This window comes from Pseudaquabacterium terrae, assembly GCF_013266755.1.
GTDB lineage: Bacteria > Pseudomonadota > Gammaproteobacteria > Burkholderiales > Burkholderiaceae_C > Pseudaquabacterium > Pseudaquabacterium terrae.
In genome coordinates, this window is sequence record NZ_JABRWJ010000002.1 from 329,263 (window position 1) to 349,229 (window position 19,967).

The 19,967-nt window shown below is 68.5% G+C and carries 22 protein-coding genes and 1 tRNA gene; 9 read left to right on the top strand and 14 right to left on the bottom strand.

The genetic code is table 11. The features are described 5' to 3' along the window. Positions 1-16 precede the first annotated feature (16 nt). From HLB44_RS06590 to HLB44_RS06600, 3 genes are read left to right on the top strand one after another with little or no spacing between them, the layout of a single operon-like run. Positions 17-2,068, top strand: coding sequence for a molybdopterin-containing oxidoreductase family protein (locus tag HLB44_RS06590; RefSeq protein WP_173121759.1), 2,052 nt, complete (start codon positions 17-19; stop codon positions 2,066-2,068). Continuing rightward, entirely contained in the window at positions 2,068-3,138 is a 1,071-nt protein-coding gene (locus tag HLB44_RS06595) for an aminopeptidase (protein WP_173121760.1), read from the top strand. Before HLB44_RS06590 ends, HLB44_RS06595 begins: the two co-directional genes overlap by 1 nt. Before the next feature lie 11 nt (positions 3,139-3,149). Beyond that, positions 3,150-3,488, top strand: coding sequence for a polyhydroxyalkanoic acid system family protein (locus HLB44_RS06600; RefSeq protein ID WP_173121761.1), 339 nt, complete (start codon positions 3,150-3,152; stop codon positions 3,486-3,488). 4 nt (positions 3,489-3,492) lie between these two features. On the opposite strand, the gene HLB44_RS06605 is transcribed toward HLB44_RS06600, so the two are convergent. Next, on the bottom strand, positions 3,493-3,747 hold the full coding sequence (locus HLB44_RS06605; protein WP_173121762.1) for an acyl-CoA-binding protein: 255 nt from the start codon (positions 3,745-3,747) through the stop codon (positions 3,493-3,495). Between the two features lie 109 nt (positions 3,748-3,856). Here HLB44_RS06605 and HLB44_RS06610 point away from each other — a divergent pair, with 109 nt between their 5' ends. After that, on the top strand, positions 3,857-5,299 hold the full coding sequence (locus HLB44_RS06610; RefSeq protein ID WP_246312104.1) for a wax ester/triacylglycerol synthase family O-acyltransferase: 1,443 nt from the start codon (positions 3,857-3,859) through the stop codon (positions 5,297-5,299). A 10-nt stretch (positions 5,300-5,309) separates the two neighbouring features. Here the strand turns inward: HLB44_RS06610 and HLB44_RS06615 are convergent, their stop codons facing one another. After that, positions 5,310-5,933, bottom strand: coding sequence for an RNA pyrophosphohydrolase (locus HLB44_RS06615; protein ID WP_173121763.1), 624 nt, complete (start codon positions 5,931-5,933; stop codon positions 5,310-5,312). Between the two features lie 136 nt (positions 5,934-6,069). On the opposite strand from HLB44_RS06615, the gene HLB44_RS06620 reads away from it, so the two are divergent. Further along, entirely contained in the window at positions 6,070-7,812 is a 1,743-nt protein-coding gene (locus HLB44_RS06620) for a proline--tRNA ligase (protein WP_173121764.1), read from the top strand. Beyond that, positions 7,809-8,426 carry a lytic transglycosylase domain-containing protein gene (locus HLB44_RS06625; protein WP_173121765.1) on the top strand — a complete coding sequence of 206 codons (618 nt, stop codon included), beginning with the start codon at positions 7,809-7,811 and terminating at the stop codon, positions 8,424-8,426. Before HLB44_RS06620 ends, HLB44_RS06625 begins: the two co-directional genes overlap by 4 nt. Here HLB44_RS06625 and HLB44_RS06630 read toward each other — a convergent pair. The 6 genes from HLB44_RS06630 to hemA all read right to left on the bottom strand — a co-directional run bounded on the left by HLB44_RS06630 (position 8,423) and on the right by hemA (position 13,398). Beyond that, on the bottom strand, positions 8,423-9,001 hold the full coding sequence (locus HLB44_RS06630; RefSeq protein WP_173121766.1) for a UbiX family flavin prenyltransferase: 579 nt from the start codon (positions 8,999-9,001) through the stop codon (positions 8,423-8,425). The genes HLB44_RS06625 and HLB44_RS06630 overlap by 4 nt on opposite strands. Next, entirely contained in the window at positions 8,998-9,312 is a 315-nt protein-coding gene (gene grxD / locus HLB44_RS06635; RefSeq protein WP_173121767.1) for a Grx4 family monothiol glutaredoxin, read from the bottom strand. The genes HLB44_RS06630 and grxD overlap by 4 nt, the downstream gene beginning before the upstream one ends. Positions 9,313-9,429: 117 nt before the next feature. After that, on the bottom strand, positions 9,430-9,948 hold the full coding sequence (locus HLB44_RS06640) for a hypothetical protein (protein WP_173121768.1): 519 nt from the start codon (positions 9,946-9,948) through the stop codon (positions 9,430-9,432). Between the two features lie 107 nt (positions 9,949-10,055). Next, the gene (prmC, locus tag HLB44_RS06645; protein ID WP_173121769.1) at positions 10,056-10,898 is read right to left on the bottom strand and encodes a peptide chain release factor N(5)-glutamine methyltransferase; all 843 of its coding nucleotides are present in this window, start codon (positions 10,896-10,898) and stop codon (positions 10,056-10,058) included. A gap of 58 nt (positions 10,899-10,956) precedes the next feature. Further along, the gene (gene prfA / locus HLB44_RS06650; protein ID WP_173121770.1) at positions 10,957-12,039 is read right to left on the bottom strand and encodes a peptide chain release factor 1; all 1,083 of its coding nucleotides are present in this window, start codon (positions 12,037-12,039) and stop codon (positions 10,957-10,959) included. Between the two features lie 60 nt (positions 12,040-12,099). After that, positions 12,100-13,398, bottom strand: coding sequence for a glutamyl-tRNA reductase (gene hemA / locus HLB44_RS06655; protein ID WP_173121771.1), 1,299 nt, complete (start codon positions 13,396-13,398; stop codon positions 12,100-12,102). Positions 13,399-13,496: 98 nt separating this feature from the next. Between hemA and HLB44_RS06660 the strand changes: the two genes are divergently transcribed. Further along, entirely contained in the window at positions 13,497-13,775 is a 279-nt protein-coding gene (locus HLB44_RS06660; protein ID WP_173121772.1) for a hypothetical protein, read from the top strand. A 3-nt stretch (positions 13,776-13,778) separates the two neighbouring features. Here HLB44_RS06660 and miaB read toward each other — a convergent pair whose 3' ends face one another. From miaB to HLB44_RS38120, 4 genes are all read right to left on the bottom strand, one after another. Further along, positions 13,779-15,146 carry a tRNA (N6-isopentenyl adenosine(37)-C2)-methylthiotransferase MiaB gene (gene miaB / locus HLB44_RS06665; protein ID WP_173121773.1) on the bottom strand — a complete coding sequence of 456 codons (1,368 nt, stop codon included), beginning with the start codon at positions 15,144-15,146 and terminating at the stop codon, positions 13,779-13,781. Between the two features lie 11 nt (positions 15,147-15,157). Continuing rightward, complete coding sequence (locus HLB44_RS06670) at positions 15,158-15,538, bottom strand: hypothetical protein (RefSeq protein ID WP_173121774.1); 381 nt, start codon at positions 15,536-15,538, stop codon at positions 15,158-15,160. A 61-nt stretch (positions 15,539-15,599) separates the two neighbouring features. After that, a tRNA-Met gene (locus HLB44_RS06675) sits at positions 15,600-15,676 on the bottom strand. Beyond that, complete coding sequence (locus tag HLB44_RS38120; protein WP_343051269.1) at positions 15,654-15,947, bottom strand: hypothetical protein; 294 nt, start codon at positions 15,945-15,947, stop codon at positions 15,654-15,656. Before HLB44_RS38120 ends, HLB44_RS06675 begins: the two co-directional genes overlap by 23 nt. Here HLB44_RS38120 and ftsY point away from each other — a divergent pair. Beyond that, entirely contained in the window at positions 15,946-16,869 is a 924-nt protein-coding gene (gene ftsY, locus HLB44_RS06680; RefSeq protein WP_425500772.1) for a signal recognition particle-docking protein FtsY, read from the top strand. The genes HLB44_RS38120 and ftsY overlap by 2 nt on opposite strands. A 4-nt stretch (positions 16,870-16,873) precedes the next feature. Here ftsY and HLB44_RS06685 read toward each other — a convergent pair whose 3' ends face one another. Further along, positions 16,874-17,557 carry a DUF2726 domain-containing protein gene (locus HLB44_RS06685; RefSeq protein WP_173121776.1) on the bottom strand — a complete coding sequence of 228 codons (684 nt, stop codon included), beginning with the start codon at positions 17,555-17,557 and terminating at the stop codon, positions 16,874-16,876. A 109-nt stretch (positions 17,558-17,666) separates the two neighbouring features. Next, positions 17,667-19,022, bottom strand: a complete 1,356-nt coding sequence (gene ffh / locus HLB44_RS06690) for a signal recognition particle protein (protein ID WP_173121777.1) — start codon at positions 19,020-19,022, stop codon at positions 17,667-17,669. 63 nt (positions 19,023-19,085) lie between these two features. On the opposite strand from ffh, the gene HLB44_RS06695 reads away from it, so the two are divergent. Continuing rightward, positions 19,086-19,967, top strand: a complete 882-nt coding sequence (locus HLB44_RS06695) for a cytochrome C assembly family protein (RefSeq protein WP_173121778.1) — start codon at positions 19,086-19,088, stop codon at positions 19,965-19,967.

The following is a 19,967-nucleotide window of genomic DNA, read 5'->3' on the forward strand; positions in this document are numbered from 1 at the left end:
GTGCAATAGTTGCTGCATGAACCTTCCGATCGCCTCTGCTGCTGCGCAAGTCGTGCGTGGCGCCTGTCCGCACGACTGCCCCGACACCTGCGCGCTGAAGATCACCGTCGAACACGGCCGCGTGACGCGGGTGCAGGGCGACCCGGACCACCCGCCGACGCATGGCGCGCTGTGCACCAAGGTCTCGCGCTATCCCGAGCGCACCTACCACGACGAACGCGTGCTGCGCCCGCTGAAGCGCATCGGGCCGAAGGGCAGCGGACAGTTCGCGCCGGTCGGCTGGGACGAGGCGCTCACCGACATTGCCGCGCGCCTGCAAGCCATCGCCGCGCGCGACCCGCAGGCCATCGTGCCGTACAGCTATGCCGGCACGATGGGCATGCTGCAGGGCGAGAGCATCGCCGCGCGCTTCTTCCACACGCTGGGCGCCTCGCTGCTCGACCGCACGATCTGCGCCTCGGCCGGCGGCGACGCGCTGGCCGCGACCTACGGCGGCAAGCTCGGCATGCACCTCGAGCACTTCGTCGACAGCAAGTTGATCCTGATCTGGGGCAGCAACTCGATCACCTCGAACCTGCATTTCTGGACCTTCGCGCAGCAGGCCAAGCGCAACGGCGCGAAGCTGATCTGCATCGATCCGCGGCGCACCGAGACAGCAGACAAATGCCACCAGCACATCGCTTTGCTGCCCGGCACCGATGGCGCGCTGGCGCTCGGCCTGATGCACGAGTTGATCGTCAACGGCTGGCTCGACGAGGACTACATCGCGCGCCATGTCGATGGCTTCGACCTCTTGCGCGAGAAGGCGCTGGCCTGGCCGCCGGAGCGCACGGCGCAGGTCTGCGGCATCGAGGCGGAGGTTGTGCGCACGCTGGCGCGCGAGTACGCGACGACGCGGCCGGCGGCGATCCGCCTGAACTACGGCATGCAGCGCGTGCGTGGTGGCGGCAACGCCGTGCGCCTGATTGCGATGCTGCCCTGCCTGATCGGCGCCTGGAAACAGCGCGGCGGCGGGCTGCTGCTGTCGGCCTCGGGCTGGCTGAAGGCGCACAAGAACAGCGCAGCGCTCGAACGCCCCGATCTGCTCGGCGACCGGCGCCCGCGCACGATCAACATGAGCACGATCGGCGACGACCTGCAGCGCGAGTCGTCACCGGAGTTCGGCCCGCGCATCGAGGCGCTGATCGTCTACAACAGCAACCCGGTCGCGGTGGCGCCGCAATCACCGAAGGTGGTCGAGGGGTTCAAGCGCGAGGACCTGTTCACCGTCGTGCTCGAGCACTTCCTGACCGACACCGCCGACCATGCCGACTACGTGCTGCCGGCGACGACGCAGCTCGAGCACCTGGACGTGCACGGCTCCTACGGCCACACCTACGTGCTGCTGAACCAGCCGGCGGTCGCGCCGCTCGGTGAAGCGAAGCCGAACACGCAGATCTTCCGCGAGTTGGCCGCGCACATGGGCTTGGCCGAACCGTGCCTGCGTGACAGCGACGAGCAGCTCGCCGAACAGGCGCTGATCGGCGTCGACATGGCCGCGCTGCGCGAGCAGGGCTGGTTCAAGCTGCCGGTGCCGGAGCTGCCGTTCGCCGACGGCGGCTTCCCGACGCCGAACGGCAAGGTGATCGTGAATGCGCCGGGCCACGGCGTACCGGACTTCGTGCCGAACTACGAGGCGGCGTTGTCGTCGCCCGAATTGGCCGAACGCTATCCGCTGGCGATGATCTCGCCGCCGGCGCGGCACTTCCTGAATTCGAGCTTCGTCAACGTCAAGAGCCTGCGCGCGGTCGAGGGCGAGCCGCTGGTCGAGATGCATCCCGCCGACGCCGCGTCGCGCGGAATCGCCGACGGTGCGCTGGTGCGCGTCTTCAACGACCGCGGCAGCTACCGCTGCAAGGCGGCGCTGAACGACCGGGCACGCCCCGGCGTCGTCAACGGCCTCGGCGTCTGGTGGCGCAAGCTCGGCCGTGACGGCACCAACGTCAACGAGCTGACCAGCCAGCGGTTGACGGACATCGGCCGCGCGCCGACGTTCTACGACTGCCTGGTGGAGGTGGAGGCCGCGTGATGGCGGCGCGCGGCCGCCGCCTGGCCTGGCTGCTGTTGCTGTTCGCGGCGGTCGGTGCCGGGTTGGCCGGTTGTTCGACGCTCGGCTACTACGCGCAGTCGGTCGGTGGGCACCTCGACCTGATGCGCCGCGCGCGGCCGGTCGACGAATGGCTCAGCGACAGCGCGACCCCTGCGAAGCTGCGCGAACGCCTGCTGCTGACACAGCAGATCCGCGATTTCGCGGTGAAGGAGCTGAAGCTGCCCGACAACCGCAGCTATCGCAGCTACGCCGACCTCGGCCGCGGCTCGGCGGTGTGGAACGTCGTCGCGACGCCCGAGCTGTCGCTGGAACTGAAGCGATGGTGCTTTCCGGTGCTCGGCTGCGTCGGCTACCGCGGCTACTTCGACCGTGCGGCGGCCGAGGCCCTCGCCAAGTCGCTGAAGGACGAGGGGCTCGACGTCAACGTCTACGGCGTGCCGGCCTATTCGACGCTCGGCTGGACCAACTGGATCGGCGGTGATCCGCTGCTGAACACCTTCATCGACTGGCCCGAGGCGCAGCTCGCGCGGCTGGTCTTTCACGAGCTCGCGCACCAGGTGGCCTACGCCGCCGGCGACACGACCTTCAACGAATCCTTCGCCACAGCCGTCGAACGCCTGGGCGGCGAGCGCTGGCGCAGGCAGCGCGGCTTGAGCGATGCCGACGATGCGGCCTTCGACCGCCGCCGCGCCGACTTCCGCGCACTCAGCGCGCGCACCCGAGCCGCGCTCGAAGCGCTGTACAAGAGCGACGTCAGCGATGCGCACAAGCGCGAGCGCAAGGCCGAGATCTTTGCCGCCATGCGCGCCGAGCTGGCGCGGCTGAAGGCCGAGTCGTGGGGCGGCTACGCCGGCTACGATGCCTGGGCCCAGCGCGCGAACAATGCGACGCTCGGCGTGCAGGCGGCCTACGACGAGCTGGTGCCGGCGTTCGAGAAGCTCTTCGAGCGGGAGGGCCGCGACTTCGCGCGCCTGCATGCCGAAGCCCGGCGTTTGGCCGCCTTGCCGCAGGCCGAGCGGCGCGACACACTCGCGGCAATCAGTCGTTAGGAGACATTCACATGCCGGACATCCGCATCCACCGCGATCACCAGCTCGGGCTGGCGAAGGCGCGCAAGATCGCCTGGCAGTGGGCGGAGCAGGTCGAACAGAAGTTCGACATGGAATGCACCGTGCTCGAAGGCGAATACAGCGACACCGTCGAGTTCACGCGCTCCGGCTGCAATGGCACGCTGATCGTTGCCGCAGATCACTTCGACCTGCAGGCCAAGCTCGGCTTCCTGCTCGGCGCCTTCGCCAAGACGATCGAGGCCGAGATCGAGAAGAACCTCGATGCGCTGCTCGGCGCCGGCGCCGCTGCGGCGAAGAAGGCGCCGGCGAAGAAGAAGCCGAAGGCCTGATCGCTTACTTGAGCGATTCGACCAGGTCGACGTATTCCTGCATCGCCTCGTCGGCCGACTTGCCCTTCAGCTCGTTCCAGGCGTCCCACTTCGCGCGGCCGACCATGTCGGTGAAGCCGGGGCGCTTGCCTTCGACGTCGCCGCCGCTGGCCTGCTTGTACAGCGCGTAGATCTTCAGCAAGGTCATGTTGTCGGGCTTCTCCGGCAGGCTCTTGCTGTCGGCGACGGCTTGTTCGAATTGGGACTTGAGGTCGGCCATGCGCGCTGCTCCTTGCGTGAAAATCAGATCTTGACGGCGGCGATGTTACCCAGCATCGTGGCCCGGGCCCTAGAGTCGCCCGCCCAAGAAACACACCGAGGAGAGCCTGATGAACGACGTCGCCACCAGCCGCATGTCGCGGGTCGATACCGCGTGGCTGCGCATGGACAACGACGTCAACCTGATGATGATCGTCGGCGTCTGGATGCTGACGCCCAAGATCGGGCTGGCGGCGCTGCGCGAGCGTGTGGCCGACAAGCTGCTGAAGTACGGGCGCTTCCACCAGCGTGCGGTCGCCGATGCGATGGGTGCGACCTGGGTCGAGGCCGATGACTTCGATATCGAGCAGCACGTCGTCGTCGAGCAGTTGCACCGTGCCAAGGGCCAGAGCGAGCGCGCGGCGCTGCAGCAGCGCTGCGGCGAGTTGGCGATGACACCGCTCGATCCGGAGCGGCCGCTGTGGCAGATCCACCTGATCGAGGACTACGAGGGCGGCAGTGCGCTGATCGCCCGCATCCACCACTGCATCGCCGACGGCATTGCGCTGATCTCGGTGATGCTGTCGATCACCGACGGCGGCAACGATCCGCCACAGCGGCGCAAGAAGGTCGAGGCCGACGACGGCGAGTCCGACTGGCTGTCCGACGCGGTGCTGAAGCCGCTGTCGGACATCACGATCAAGGCGATCGGCATGTACTCGGGCGGCATGCAGAAGTCGATCGACATGCTGGCCAATCCGCAGCAGCCGCTGCTCGGCTCGCTCGACATGGCGAAGTCCGGGCTGCAGGTGGTCAACGACCTGGCATCGATCGCGATGATGAGCGACGACTCGCCGACCTTGCTGAAGGGCCAGCCCGACGGGAAGAAGGTCGTCGCGTGGGGCGAGCCGCTGCCGCTGGACCAGGTCAAGGCCATCGGCAAGGCGCTCGGCTGCTCGATCAACGACGTGCTGCTGTCCTGCGTCGCCGGCGCGGTCGCCCACTACCTGCGCGAGCGCGGCGACGATCCCACGGGCAAGGAGATCCGCGCGATGGTGCCGGTGAACCTGCGCCCGCTCGAGAAGGCGTGGCAGCTGGGCAACCGCTTCGGCCTCGCGCCGCTGGTGCTGCCGATCGGCATCGACAACCCGGTCGAGCGGGTGTTCGCGGTGCGCGCACGCATGGCCGAGCTCAAGGGAAGTTATCAACCGCTGCTGGCATTCGCGGTGCTGTCGATCACCGGCCTCTTCGTCAAGCCCGTGCAGGACGCGGTGCTGAACCTGTTCGCGAAGAAGGCCACCGCGGTGATGACCAACGTGCCGGGGCCGGCGAAGCCGCTGCAGTTCCTCGGCTCGACGCTGCGGCAGACGATGTTCTGGGTGCCGGCGTCGGGCAACATCGGCGTCGGCGTCAGCATCCTGAGCTACGGCGGCGGCGTGCAGTTCGGCCTGATCACCGACCACGCGCTGTGCCCCGAGCCGCAGGCCATCATCGACGGCTTCGAGCCGGAGTTCGACAAGCTCGTCTGGCTGACGATGATGCTGCCCTGGGCCGGGCAGGACGGCGCGGCCTGATCGTCGCCCGCTAGCCGTTGCCGTCGATCGACGGCTGCTCGACCTGCGGCTGTTCGGCCTGCGTCTGGGTTTGCACTTCCGCTTCCGCCGGCACCGGCGGCGCGCCTTCATCGTGATGGCGCGGCCGCATGCCGGTGCGCAGATAACGGTTGTGGTGGTTGACGCGCGGCAGGTAGCGCGCCAGCTCGCTCAAGGCCATCTGGTAGACATCGCGCTTGAACTCGATCACCAGGTCCAGCGGCACCCAGTAGTCGTTCCAGCGCCAGGCATCGAACTCCGGATGATCCGTCGCACGCAGGTCGAGGTCCGAGTCGCGGCCGACCAGGCGCAGCAGGAACCAGATCTGCTTCTGCCCCTTGTAGTGGCCGCGTGCATCCTTGCGGATGAAGTGCTCGGGTACTTCGTAGCGCAACCAGTCGCGTGTGCGCGCGAGGATGCGCACATGCTCGGGATGTAAGCCGACTTCTTCATGCAGCTCGCGGAACATGGCCTGCTCCGGCGACTCGCCGTACTTGATGCCACCCTGAGGGAACTGCCACGAATGGGTGCGTAGCCGCTTGCCCCAGAAGACCTGGTTGCGCGAGTTGAGCAGGATGATGCCGACGTTGGGCCTGAAGCCTTCACGGTCGAGCATAATCAACCCCAATACTGAAAATTGAAATAATTATTGCACCTGCCCAGTGCGGGACGCGGCCCTCGCTTACCCGCATGGCTCTCCGGCATGGTGCAAGGCCGCTCAGGCCTCGTGTGCGATCTTCGGACCCACCCCCATGAAAGCCTCCCAGTTCTTCATCGCCACCTTGAAGGAAGCGCCCGCCGATGCCGAGGTGATCAGCCATCAGCTGATGATGCGCGCGGGCATGATCAAGCGCTTGTCTGCCGGCATCTACAACTACATGCCGATGGGCTTGCGCGTGATCCGCAAGGTCGAGGCGATCATCCGTGAAGAGATGGTGCGCTCGGGTGCGGTCGAGCTGCTGATGCCGCTCGTGCAGCCGGCCGAGCTGTGGCAGGAGTCGGGTCGCTTCCAGGCCTATGGTCCCGAGCTGCTGCGCCTGAAGGACCGCCACGATCGCGACTTCGTCGTGCAGCCGACCTCCGAGGAGGTCATCACCGACATCGCTCGGCAAGAGCTGCGCAGCTACCGCCAGCTGCCGAAGAACTTCTTCCACATCCAGACCAAGTTCCGCGACGAGCGGCGGCCGCGCTTCGGCGTGATGCGCGGGCGCGAGTTCACGATGAAGGATGCGTACTCGTTCGATCGCGACAAGGATGGCGCGGCGAAGAGCTACGACATCATGTTCGCGGCCTACAAGCGCATCTTCGATCGCTTCGGCCTGCAGTACCGCGCGGTCGCGGCCGATACGGGCGCGATCGGCGGCGACCTGTCGCATGAATTCCAGGTCATCGCCGACACCGGCGAGGACGCGATCGTCTACTGTCCGACCAGCGATTACGCCGCCAACGTCGAGCTCGCCGAAGGCATCGCGCTCGGCACGCGCGCCGCGCCCGGCGAAGCGATGGTCAAGACGCCGACGCCCGGCAAGAGCACTTGCGCCGATGTCGCCGCGCTGCTCGGCCTGCCGCTGCAGCGCACCGTCAAGTCGCTGGTGCTGGCGACCGATCAGCTCAACGAAGCGGGTGATGTGATCAAGACGACGGTGTGGCTGCTGCTGGTGCGCGGCGACCATGACCTCAACGAAGTGAAGACCGGCAAGGTCGAGGGCCTCAAGCAGGGCTGGCGCTTCGCGACCGCGTCCGAAATCGAGGACCACTTCGGATGCAAGCCGGGCTACCTCGGCCCGGTCAGTACGAAGAAGCCCGTGAAAGTGATCGCCGATCGCACCGTCGCCGCGATGAGCGATTTCATCTGCGGCGCGAACCAAGCCGACTTCCACATCACCGGCGTCAACTGGGGCCGCGACCTGCCCGAACCCGATCTAGTGGCCGACATCCGCAACGTCGTTGCCGGCGACCCCTCGCCCGACGGCAAGGGCGTGCTCGCGATCCAGCGCGGCATCGAGGTCGGCCATGTGTTCTACCTCGGCACGAAGTATTCGAAGTCGATGAACGCGAACTACTTGGACGAAAACGGCAAGCCGCAGCCGATGGAGATGGGCTGCTACGGCATCGGCGTCACGCGCATCCTCGGTGCGGCGATCGAACAGAACCATGACGAGCGCGGCATCGTCTGGCCGGCGGCGATCGCACCGTTCGCGGTGGTCGTCTGCCCCATCGGCTACGACCGCAGTGCCGAAGTGCGGGCAGCCGCCGATCAGCTGCACGAGACGCTCGGCGCCGCAGGCATCGACGTGATGCTCGATGACCGTGGCGAGCGTCCGGGTGCGATGTTCGCGGACTGGGAGCTGATCGGCGCGCCGCTGCGCGTCGTGATCTCCGACCGTGGCCTGAAGGCCGGCACGGTCGAAGTGCAGGGCCGGCGCGAAGCGCAGGCGAGCACCGTCGCGCTGGCTGAAGCGGCCGCGCTGGTCAAGGAGCGCCTCGGCGCATGATCCGCATTAGCCGCCGCGCGGGGCTGGCAGCGCTGGCTGCCGGCGCGTGGTGGCCGACTCCCGCGGCGCATGCCGGCACGCAAGCCGAAGAGCCGCTGATCGATTCGGTGCGCACGGCGCTGTCGGCATCGATCGCCAGTGCCGCGCCGCCGAAGCCGAGCTTCATCGAGATCGAGGACCGGCTGGCCTATCTGCGCTGGCTCGGTTCGATGAGCGAGCGGCTGAAGCGCCGCAAGAGCGAGGCGCGCACGCGCATTGAGTTCCTCGAGTCGCTGTGGTACGAGAGCAAGCGCGCCGGGCTCGAGCCGGCGCTGGTGCTCGGGCTGATCCAGGTAGAGAGCGGCTTTCGCAAATACGCAATCAGCTCGGCCGGCGCGCGCGGCTACATGCAGGTGATGCCGTTCTGGACCCGGCTGATCGGCGACGGCGATGCCGCGCGGCTGTTCCACATGCAGACCAACCTGCGCTTCGGCTGCGTGATCCTGCGCCACTACCTCGACATCGAGCGCGGCGATCTGTTCCTTGCGCTCGGCCGCTACAACGGCAGCCGCGGCCGGCCGGAATATCCGAACGCGGTGTTCGCCGCGCGCACGCTCTGGATCGTCGCTGCCTAGCGCAGCCCGCCCCAGGCCTTCGGCGTCGCCTGCTGCGCGCCAAGCAGCGCGAGCGCGCGCTCCACCGTGTCGTCGACCAGTTCGTCGATCGACGAGGGCCGATGGTAGAAGGCCGGCAGCGGCGGAAAGACGATGCCGCCCATCTCGGTGACGGCGGTCATGTTGCGCAGGTGCGCCAGGTTGAACGGGGTCTCGCGCACCATCAGCAGCAAGGGCCGGCGCTCTTTCAATGTCACGTCGGCGGCACGCGTCAGCAGGTTGTCCGACAGGCCATGCGCGACGGCGGCCAGCGTCTTCATCGAGCAGGGCGCGATCGCCATCGCGGCAGTCGCGAAGCTGCCGCTCGCGACGCAGGCGCCGATGTCCGACGGTGCATACGACCGATCGGCCAGCGCGTCGAGCGCGGCGCGGTCGAGGCCGAGCTCGTGGTGGGCATTGAGCACGCCCGCTGGGGTGACGACAAGGTGCGTCTCGAGGCCGAGCGTGCGTGCGCGCTGCAGCAGCCGCACGCCATAAACCGCGCCGCTGGCGCCGGTGATGCCGACGACCAGCTTCGGCGCAGCGGCGAGGCTCACGCCGTCGTCAGCATCTGTTGGAGCTCGCCCGACTGGTACATCTCCATCATGATGTCGGAGCCGCCGACGAACTCGCCATTGACGTAGAGCTGCGGGATCGTCGGCCAGTTGGCGTATTCCTTGATGCCCTGGCGGATGCCCTCGTCCTCGAGCACGTTGACGGTCGTCAACTCGTTGACGCCGCAGGCCTTCAGCACCTGGATCGCGCGGCCCGAGAAGCCGCACATCGGGAACTGGCTGGTGCCCTTCATGAACAGCACCACACGGGAACCCTTGACGATGTCGTCGATGCGTTGTTGAACGTCGCTCATGGCAATGATCGGAATGCTGGTCCGGCTGAGATGAATCCCGGCTTTATACGGCAAAGCGCGTGCCGCGGCCGCCGCTGCGCGGCAAGGCCGCATGCAAAGGCCGGCTAAAACGGAGCCTTAGAAGCTGTAGCTGACGCCGAAGCGGATCACCGGCTGGATGCGCAGCTGCCGCCACGCATCGGCGAAGTCGACATTGCCGTTGATGGCCTTGCCGAGCTGGCCGACGGCGCCCGGGTTCTGTGCTGCCAAGCCGACGTCGGCACTGAAGCCCCAGTCGCCGCGCATGCCGGTGCCGGCGTAGCCGATGCCGAAGTACGGCCAGGTGCCGCGCGGCTCGCCGCCGAGGAGGTTCGAGCGCGGGTTCAACAGCAGGCCGCTGGTCAGCCGCAGGCCGCTGGTCTGGCCGAACTTCAAGGTGTCGAGGTGGTAGTCGCCGAGCAGCCGGGTCATCTGCACGACGCTGGACTGGCCGAGCGGCTGGCCGGCCCAGTTGCCGTAGAGCGTCGTCGTCTCGACCTCGATGCGGGCCTGCCATCGGCCGGCGCCGAGTGCGTCGGGGGATGCCGTCAGCCCGTTGCCGGCAGCCTGTGCGTGCGCGGCGAACAGCGATAAAGCCAGGACAAGGGTCGAACGCATGATCCTCTCCTCGAAGGTGGCTGTGTTTCGATACTACGCCGCCAGCGCCCGCTCGTGCTCGGCAACAAGCGGTCAATCTCACGTTATTTTGGGGACCGTCGTTGCCGTCAGACAGCCGACCGCCAGCCACCGCTGCAGCGCGGCCGGCCGGCCAGGTCGGCACGCGTTTGCACGGCCTCGAAGCCGGCGTCGCGCAGCAGCGTGCAGACCGCCTCGGCTTGCTCCCAGCCGTGCTCGATCAGCAGCCACGCCCCCGGCCGCAGGGCCGCCGGCGCGCCGGCGACGATGGCACGGATCGCATCCAGCCCGTCGCCGCCCGGGGTCAGCGCGAGCAGCGGTTCATGCTGCAGCGCGGCAAGGTGGGGGTCGTTGCCGGCGATGTACGGCGGGTTCGAAACGGCGAGGTCGAAGTGCCGGCCCGGCACCGCGGACCACCAGGACCCGCGAGCCCACTGCAGCGCGAGGCCGAGCCGTTCGCCATTGGCGCGGGCCACCGCCAACGCGGCGTCGCTCAGATCGGTGGCGGTGACCTGCGCCGCGGCGTGTCGATGCGCGATGGCCAATGCAATCGCGCCACTGCCGGTGCCGAGGTCGACGACCTCGGGCGCTGCCGGCGCCGCCGGCTGCGCCAGCAGCTCGAGCGCCCAGTCGACCAGCGTCTCGGTGTCCGGCCGCGGGTCGAGCACGTCCGGCGTCACCCGCAGCATCAGGCCATGGAACTCGCGCTCGCCGAGCAGGTAGGCGAGCGGCACGCTGTCGGCACGGCGTTGCACGTCGTCGATGAACCGTTGGGCCACCTCGGGGGACAAGCGCTCGTCGTCGTGCGCGATCAGCCAGGCGCGCGGGCGGCCGATGTGCAGCGCCAGCAGCAGCTGCGCGTCGAGCCGGTCGACGCCCTGCGCACGCGCGGCCGCCAGCGCGTCGCGCACGGTGGCCGGCGCGGCGTTCATGGGAGTACCTTCGGGCTGTGCGCCCTTCGGTATTCGCCCTTCGGGCGCCCGTACGCGCTCAAGCCGCGCCTTCGAGCGCCGCCAGCTGCGCCTGTGCCTGCGCGGCCTTCAGCGCGTCGACCACGTCGTCGAGCTCGCCGTCCATGATCGAGCCGAGCTTGTACAGCGTCAGGTTGATGCGGTGGTCGGTCAGACGCCCTTGCGGGAAGTTGTAGGTGCGGATGCGATCGGAGCGGTCGCCCGAGCCGACCAGGCTCTTGCGCGTCGCCGCTTCCTTGGCTTCGCGCTCGCCGCGCTCCTTGTCGCGCAGCCGCGCCAGCAGCACCGCCATCGCCTTGGCCTTGTTGCGGTGCTGCGAGCGATCGTCCTGGCACTCCGCGACGATGCCGGTCGGCAGGTGCGTGATGCGGATCGCCGAGTCGGTCTTGTTGACGTGCTGGCCGCCGGCGCCGCTGGCGCGGAAGGTATCGATGCGCAGCTCGGACGGGTTGATCGTCACCTCGGCCTGCTCGTCGGGCTCGGCCATCACGGCGACGGTGCAGGCACTGGTGTGGATGCGGCCCTGCGATTCGGTCTCCGGCACGCGCTGCACGCGGTGGCCGCCGGATTCGAACTTCAGCTGGCCGTAGACCTGCTCGCCCTCGACCCGCAGCACCAGTTCCTTGTAGCCGCCCAGGTCCGACGCACTCTCGCTCATCACCTCGGTGCGCCAGCCGCGGCGCTCGCAGAAGCGCAGGTACATGCGCGCCAGGTCGGCGGCGAAGAGCGCCGACTCCTCGCCGCCGGTGCCGGCGCGGATCTCGACGAAGGCGTTGCGGACATCGTCCGGATCGCGTGGCAGCAGCGCGGTCTGCAACTCGGCGTGCAGGCGCTCGATGTCGGCGTCAGCGGCGGCGATTTCCTCGCGCGCCATCTCGGCCATCTCCGGATCGGCAAGCAGCTCCCGCGCGGCGGCCAGGTCGGCTTCGCGCTGCTCGTAGGCGCGAAAGCGCTCGACGACGGCAGCCGCTTCGGCCTGTTCTCGCGCCACTTGGGCGTAACGCTGGATGTCGGTGGTGAGCTGCGGGTCGGCCAGGTGCGCGTCGAGCTCGGCGAGCCGCATGTCGAGGCGTTGCAGTTGGTGGCGCAGGGCGGGTTTCATGGCGTGGTGGCCGGCGTGCCGTCGAGCGCCCAAGGCTCGGCGGCAGCGCAGGCGGCAAGGCTAACGGCGGTCGTCCGACGGATTGCGCGTCGACTGGCGCAGGAACAGGCGCGCGACCGTGTCGGCCATCTGCGCCCGCTGCGTGCCTTCGCTGGCGTGCAGCTCGGCCAGGGTGCCGTGCAGCAGTTTCTGCGTCAGGCCGCGCGACAGCGCGTCGAGCACGGTGTCGATGTCCGCACCCTTGGCCAGTAGCTTGCGCGCGCGATTGATCTCGGCGCCGCGCCATTCGTCGGTCTGCGCGTTCAAAGCCTGGATCAGGGGCACGCTGGCGCGCTGGTCGAGCCAGTGGCTGAAGCTCTGCACGCCGGCATCGATGATCGCCTCGGCCTGCGCGACGGCGGCCTGGCGCTTTTCACCGGCGCTTTGCACCAGGCCGGACAGGTCGTCGACGGTGTAGAGGTAGACGTCGGACAGCGTCGCAACCTCGGGCTCGATGTCGCGCGGCACCGCCAGGTCGACCATGAACATCGGCCGGCGGCGGCGCGCCTTCAGTGCGCTCTTGACGGCACCGAGGCCGATGATCGGCAGCGTGCTCGCGGTGCACGAGACGATGGCGTCGAACTCGTGCAGGCGTTGCGGCAGGTCGGCCAGGCGAATGGCCTGCGCGCCGAAGCGGCCGGCGAGCTTCTCGCCACGTTCGAGCGTGCGGTTGGCGATCGCCATCGCCTTCGGCGCCCGCGCCGAGAAGTGCGTCGCGACCAGCTCGATCATCTCGCCGGCGCCGACGAACAGCACGTTGATCTCGGCCAGGTCCTCGAACAGCTGCGACGCGAGCCGCACCGCGGCCGCCGCCATGCTGATCGAGTGCGCGCCGATCTCGGTCGACGAGCGCACGTCCTTGGCGACCGAGAACGAGCGCTGGAACAGCTGGTGCAGCGTGGTGCCGAGCGTGCCGGCGGCATCGGCTTCGCGCACCGCCTGCTTCATCTGGCCGAGGATCTGCGGCTCGCCGAGGACCATCGAATCGAGGCCCGAGGCGACACGGAACGCATGCCGCGCGGCGTCGCGATGCTCGAGCACATAGGTGTGCGTGCGCAGCTGGTCGCCGCTGACGCCGCCTTGCGACGCGAGCCAGTCGATCGCCGGCGTCACCAGCTCGCGCACGGCGGTCGGCGCCGCGGCGACGTAGAGCTCGGTGCGGTTGCAGGTCGACAGCAGCGCCGCTTCCGGCAACAGGCGCCGCAACCGGTCCTGGAATCCGCGCAGCGCGGGCGAGAGCTGTTCGGGCGCGAACGCGAAGCGCCCGCGCAGGTCCACCGGCGCGGTCACGTGGTTCAGGCCGAGGGTGAACACGCTCATGCCGAGATTATAGAATTTGATGCATTTGCTACTGCTGTAGCGGGGCTGTCGCCGCTTGATCTGGCTCAAGCCGCGTCGGGCCATTTCTTCTTGGCGCGATGGACCTTCTCGACGCTGTCTGGCACCTGTTGAACCTGATCGCACCGGGGCTCGGCCTCGGTCTGATCGCCAGCGCGCTGGCCAAGCTGCTATGGCGGCGCGAGCTGGCCGGCGTGCGCTGGCCGCGCTTGGCTGGCTGGGCCTGCGCGGTGTCGACGGTCGTGCTGCTCGCCGGGCTGGTGATCACCGGCCGCGACGGGCGCATGGGCACCTACGGCGCGATGGTGCTCGGCTGCGCCGCGTCGCTGTGGTGGGCCGGCTTTCGCCGCCGCACCTGACGCTCAGGCGGCGAGCGCCGCGTCCTTCGTCAGCACGTCGGCGCGCAGCGAGTGCGGCAGCGCCTGCGTGATGCGCACGTCGATCAGCTGGCCGACCAATCGCGCCGACAGCGGGCCGCCGTCGAAATTGACGATGCGGTTGCACTCGGTGCGGCCCATCAGCTCGAGCGCATTCTTGCGGCTTGGGCCTTCGACCAGGATGCGCTGCACGGTGCCGACGCGGCTCGCGCTGATGCGTTGCACGTTCTCTTCGATCAGCGCCTGCAGCTGCTGCAGACGTTCGAGCTTGAGCGCCTGCGGCGTCTCGTCGTGCAGCGCCGCGGCCGGCGTGCCGGGACGCGGGCTGAAGACGAAGCTGAAGCAGGCGTCGAAGCCGACGTCGCGGATCAGCTGCAGCGATTTCTCGTGATCGGCGGCCGTTTCGCCGGGAAAGCCGACGATGAAGTCGCTGGACAGACTGATGTCGGGCCGCACCGCGCGCAGCTTGCGGATCGTGCTCTTGTACTGCAGCGCGGTGTAGCCGCGCTTCATCGCCATCAGGATGCGGTCGGCGCCATGCTGCACCGGCAGGTGCAGGTGATTCACCAGCTTCGGCAGCCGGCCGTAGGCCTCGATCAGCCGCGGCGTGAACTCGTTCGGATGGCTGGTCGTGTAGCGGATGCGCTCGATGCCCGGCAGCTCGTGGATGTAGTCGAGCAGCAGCGCGAAGTCGGCGATCTCGCCATTGCCATCGCGGCCCATCACGCCGCGGTAGGCGTTGACGTTCTGGCCGAGCAGCGTCACTTCCTTGACGCCTTGCGCGGCGAGGCCGGCGACCTCGGCGAGCACGTCCTCGAACGGGCGGCTGACTTCTTCGCCGCGGGTGTAAGGCACGACGCAGTACGAGCAGTACTTCGAGCAGCCTTCCATGATCGAGACGAAGGCGGTCGCGCCGTCGACCTTGGCCGGCGGCAGGTGGTCGAACTTCTCGATCTCGGGAAAGCTGATGTCGACCTGCGGCCGGCCTTGGCTGGTGCGCTGGGCGATCAGCTGGGGCAGGCGGTGCAGCGTCTGCGGGCCGAAGACGACGTCGACGTACGGCGCGCGCTCGATGATCGCCGCGCCTTCCTGGCTGGCGACGCAGCCGCCGACACCGATCAGCACGCCCTTGCTCTTCAGGTGCTTGACGCGGCCCAAGTCGGAGAACACCTTCTCCTGTGCCTTCTCGCGCACCGAGCAGGTATTGAACAGGATCAGGTCGGCCTGCTCGGGATCGTTGGTCGGCTCGTAGCCTGCGGCCACGCGCATCACGTCGGCCATCTTGTCGGCGTCGTATTCGTTCATCTGGCAGCCGAAGCTGCGGATGAAGACCTTCTTCGCGGGCGTCGTCATGACCGCCTCCTTTACTGCTTGGTCCAGTGTTGCGCGCCCCAGTCGAAGGACCAGTGCTGCGCTTCGGCGGGGGTGGTCGGCCAGGGCTTGCGCGCGGCCTCGGCCGGTGTCAGCACCCACACGTCGTGCAGGTTGCCGCTCGAATCGATGGTGTAGTGCACCAGCAGCTTGTGGCCGATCAGCGAACCGGACATCTGCAGCATGCCGTGCGCGCCGCGGATGCGTGCGCCGGGCGCCAGGCGCGCGGGCTTGCCATTGAGCTGCACCTCGGGCGGTTGCACGACCATGAACACGCCGCGCAGCGCGGTGGCCGGGAACTGGCGCGGCAGTTGAGCGGCCGCCGGCGCAATGAACGACGCGCCCAACAGGGCACCGAGAACACAGCGAAGCATGGTGTAGACCCAGGGGCTGTGGAAAGAAAAACGGCCCGAGCATGCTGCTCGGGCCGGGATCTGGTGGCGCTTCAGGGATTCGAACCCCGGACCTGCGGATTATGATTCCGTCGCTCTAACCGACTGAGCTAAAGCGCCAAGAGCCCGCGATTATAGCGGTGAGTTTCGACGCGGCAGCAAGGCGGCCGCAACCACGGATCTTCATGTTCAGCTTCTTCAAGAAAAAAGCGCCGCCGCCCGCACCGATCTTCACGATGGAGCCGCCGGCGCCGCTGGATGCGCCGGTCACTGCGCCGAAGGCAACACCCGTCGCCACGCCGCCACCGGCGGCAATCTCGTCACCGAAGCCGGCGCCCGTCGCAACCCCGGCGCCGGTCGCCGCCGAGCCGGTCGACATGCGCGGCGGCATGGCGATGTTCGAATCGGCCGCGGCGCGCGAGCGCTGGATGGACCGGCTGCGCGGCGGCCTGCAGAAGACCGGCGCTGGCATCACGCAGGTCTTCGTCGGCACGCGCATCGACGATCACCTGTATGAAGAGCTCGAAGCCGCGCTGCTGATGGCCGACACCGGCGTCAAGGCCACCGAGCACTTGCTGCAGGACCTGAAGCGCCGCGTCAAGGACAGCAAGGCGACGGACCCGCAGCAGGTCAAGACGCTGCTGGCCGACGCGCTCACTGACTTGCTGAAGCCACTGGAGAAGGCACTGGTCGTCGGCCAGTACCAGCCGACGGTGGTGATGGTCGTCGGCGTCAACGGCGCCGGCAAGACCACCAGCATCGGCAAGCTGACGCGGCACCTGGCCGACGCCGAGCAGAGCGTGCTGCTCGCGGCCGCGGACACCTTCCGCGCGGCGGCACGCGAGCAGCTGGCGGTGTGGGCCGACCGCAACCGCGTCGAGATCGTCAGCCAGGAAGGGGCCGACCCGGCGGCGGTCACCTTCGATGCCGTCTCGGCGGCCAAGGCGCGCGGCCGCGATGTCGTGATTGCCGATACCGCGGGGCGCCTGCCGACGCAGCTGCACCTGATGGAGGAGCTGAAGAAGATCCGCCGCGTCATCGCCAAGGCCGATCTGACCGCGCCGCACGAGGTGCTGCTCGTCGTTGACGGCAATACCGGGCAGAACGCGCTGACCCAGGTCAAGGCCTTCGACGATGCGCTGACCTTGACCGGCCTGATCGTCACCAAGCTCGACGGCACCGCGAAGGGCGGCGTGCTGGCGGCCATCGCGCGCGAGCGGCCGGTGCCGGTCTACTTCATCGGCGTCGGCGAGAAGCTCGAGGATCTGGAAACGTTCGATGCGCGCGAGTTCGCGCAGGCATTGCTGAGCTGACTGCTCAGCGTGCCTGCACGGGCACGGGTTCGAAGTCGTCGAACAGTGCCGAAGGCACCGGCTCCATCGAACCGTCGTCGTGGTCCTTGTCGCCCTCGGCGAGGATCTCGGCCACCGGGATCAGCGGCATCGGACGCGAGCTGCCGGCAGCCTGCTGCTCCCTCGCGGGGCTCGGTGCGGCGAGCATCGGCAGCAGCTGATGGCGTGCCAGCGCAACATCGGGCAGCGCCTCGGCCTGCCACGACAGCACCTTGATTCCGGCCTTGCGCAGCAGCAGCGTCATGCGTTCATGGCGGCGCTTGCTGTTCTCGCTCAGGCGCGCCGGCCGCACGTCGATGACCGCCAGCACGCGTGAGCCGCTGTCGCACAGCAGCAGGTCGGCGCTCAAGCCGGCGATCGCCTGCAGCCATTCGGATTGGCGCGTCGGCACACCGAGAAAGCGCGACAGCGGCACCTGCGCCAGCACCAGGTAGCCGGGCATCGCGGCGCGCAACAGCGTGTGTGCCTGGCGCTCGGCGACCGTCAGCACGCGGGCGGCCTGCGGTGTGAAGGTGGCGGCGACATCCTGGGCCTCGCGCCGTGCAGTGGGCCGCGCGGCGGGCCGCCTGCGCCGGCCGGCAAAGTAGGACAGCAGCAGCACCAGGATGGCGGCGACTGCGAGAGCGGCGGTGGGATCGACGGACAGCATGGCGGAATGTTCGGCCTTCGTGCCACCGGACTGAAGGTCCGAAAGTCACGGGACACGTGATTGCGCTGCGACAAGTGTGTCGGACTGCTACGGAAGCAGCCCGTCGGCGTCAGCGCATCAGGCCTTTCATGCCGCCCATGCGCTTCATCATCTTCATCAGGCCGCCGCCCTTCATCTTCTTCATCATGCCCTGCATCTGCTCGAACTGGTTCAGCAGGCGGTTGACCTCCTGCACCTGCACGCCGGCACCGGCGGCGATGCGGCGCTTGCGGCTGGCCTTGATCAATTCGGGCTTGCGCCGCTCCAGCGGGGTCATCGAATGGATGATGCCCTCCATCCGGCGCACGTCCTTCTCGGCACGGTCCATGTCGACGTTGCCGGCCTTGGCGGTCATCGCGCTCGGCAGCTTGTCCATCAACCCCGACAGGCCGCCCATCTTCTTCATCTGCGAGATCTGCATCAGGAAGTCGTTGAGGTCGAAGCCGTCGCCGGACTTGACCTTGTCGGCCAGCTTCTGCGCCGCGCCGAGATCGACGTTCTTCTGCACCTCCTCGACCAGCGCGACGATGTCGCCCATGCCGAGCACGCGGCCGGCATGGCGCTCGGCGTCGAAGACCTCGAGGCCGTCGATCTTCTCGGAGACGCCGGCGAACTTGATCGGCGCGCCGGTGATCTGCCGCACCGACAGCGCCGCGCCGCCGCGCGAATCGCCGTCGAGCTTGGTCAGCACGATGCCGGTCAGCGGCAAGGCGTCCTTGAAGGCCTTCGCGGTGTTGACCGCGTCCTGGCCCTGCATCGCATCGACGACGAACAGCGTCTCGACCGGATTCAGCAGCGCGTGCAGCTCGCGGATCTCGGCCATCAGCGCTTCGTCGATCGCCAGGCGGCCGGCGGTGTCGACGAGCAGCACGTCGAAATAGTGGCGCTTCGCATGGTCGAGCGCGGCGAGGGCGATGTCGCGCGGCTTCTGCTGCCCGGTCGACGGGAACCATTCGGCGCCGGCCTGCTTCGTCACGGTCTTCAACTGCTCGATCGCCGCCGGCCGGTAGACGTCGGCCGAGACGGTCAGCACTTTCTTCTTGCGGCGCTCGATCAGGTGCTTGGCGAGCTTGGCGGTCGTCGTCGTCTTGCCCGCGCCCTGCAGACCAGCCATCAGGATGATCGCCGGCGGCTGCGTCACGAGGTTCAGGTCGGCGACGCCTTCGCCCATCGTGCGGGCGAGCTCCTTGTGCACCACGCCGACGAGCGCCTGGCCCGGGTTCAGCGAGCCGACCACGTCCTGGCCGAGCGCTTTTTCCTTGACGCGCGCAATGAACTCGCGCACCACGGGCAGCGCGACGTCGGCTTCGAGCAGCGCGACGCGCACCTCGCGCAGCATGTCCTGCACGTTGCTTTCGGTGATGCGGGCCTGCCCACGCATCGTCTTGACGAGGCGCGACAGGCGGTCGGAAAGGGCGGAGGCCATGGGCGGGGTGCGGGGCGTTGCGATGCTGGATGCCGCGCAGGCCGCGAAAGTACACTGGGCTCGATGATTCTATCGGGCCTATCCTCGGGCGCCGGGTCGACCTGGGGCCTCGCCGGCAGCACGCTCGGCGCGGCACCGCTGGCCCTGGCGTTGGCGTCGGTGCTGGCCTATGCGATCGCGGCCTGGCCGCAGCGCGCCGCGGCCATCGCCGGCGAGGCGACCACGCCGAGCATTTCACGCGTGCAGGCGCCGGCGCTGGTTGCCGGCTGGATGCTGCATGCCGTGCTGCTGGTGCTCGACATCAGCGGCTGGGGTCGCAGCGAGGTCGGTGCGCGGCTCGGCTTCGGACCGGTGCTGTCGCTGACGCTGTGGCTGGTCGTCGCGGTGCACATCGTCGAGAGCCGATTCGTGCCGCTGCCCTCGGTGCGGCGTGCGCTCGCCGCGGGCGGCGCGATGGCCGTCGTGCTTGCCTGGGCCTTTCCGGGGGACGTGCGCGCGATGCCCTCGCCGTGGGCGCCGCTGCATTGGGTGCTCGGCGTCGCATCGTACGGGCTCTTCGGCGCCGCGGTGCTGCATGCGTGGCTGCTCGATGGGGCCGAACGCCAGCTGCGCCGGCACACGCCGCCGGTGCACGGACCGCTCGGCCTGCCGCTGCTTCGGCTCGAGCGGCTGACCTTTCGTTTCGTCGAGGCCGGCTTCGTCGTGTTGACGCTGGCGCTGGTGCTCGGCTTCGTCACCGCGTCGCGCTGGCGCTGGGATCACAAGACGGTGTTCTCGCTGCTCGGCTGGGGCGTCTTCGCGGCCTTGATCGGTGGCCGGCTGCTGCGCGGCTGGCGCGGCCGCCGCGCGACACGCTGGCTGTACGTCGGCACCGTGCTGCTGCTGCTGGCTTACGCCGGTTCGCGCTTCGTGTTCGAAGTCGTGCTTGGCCGCAACGCGGCCTGA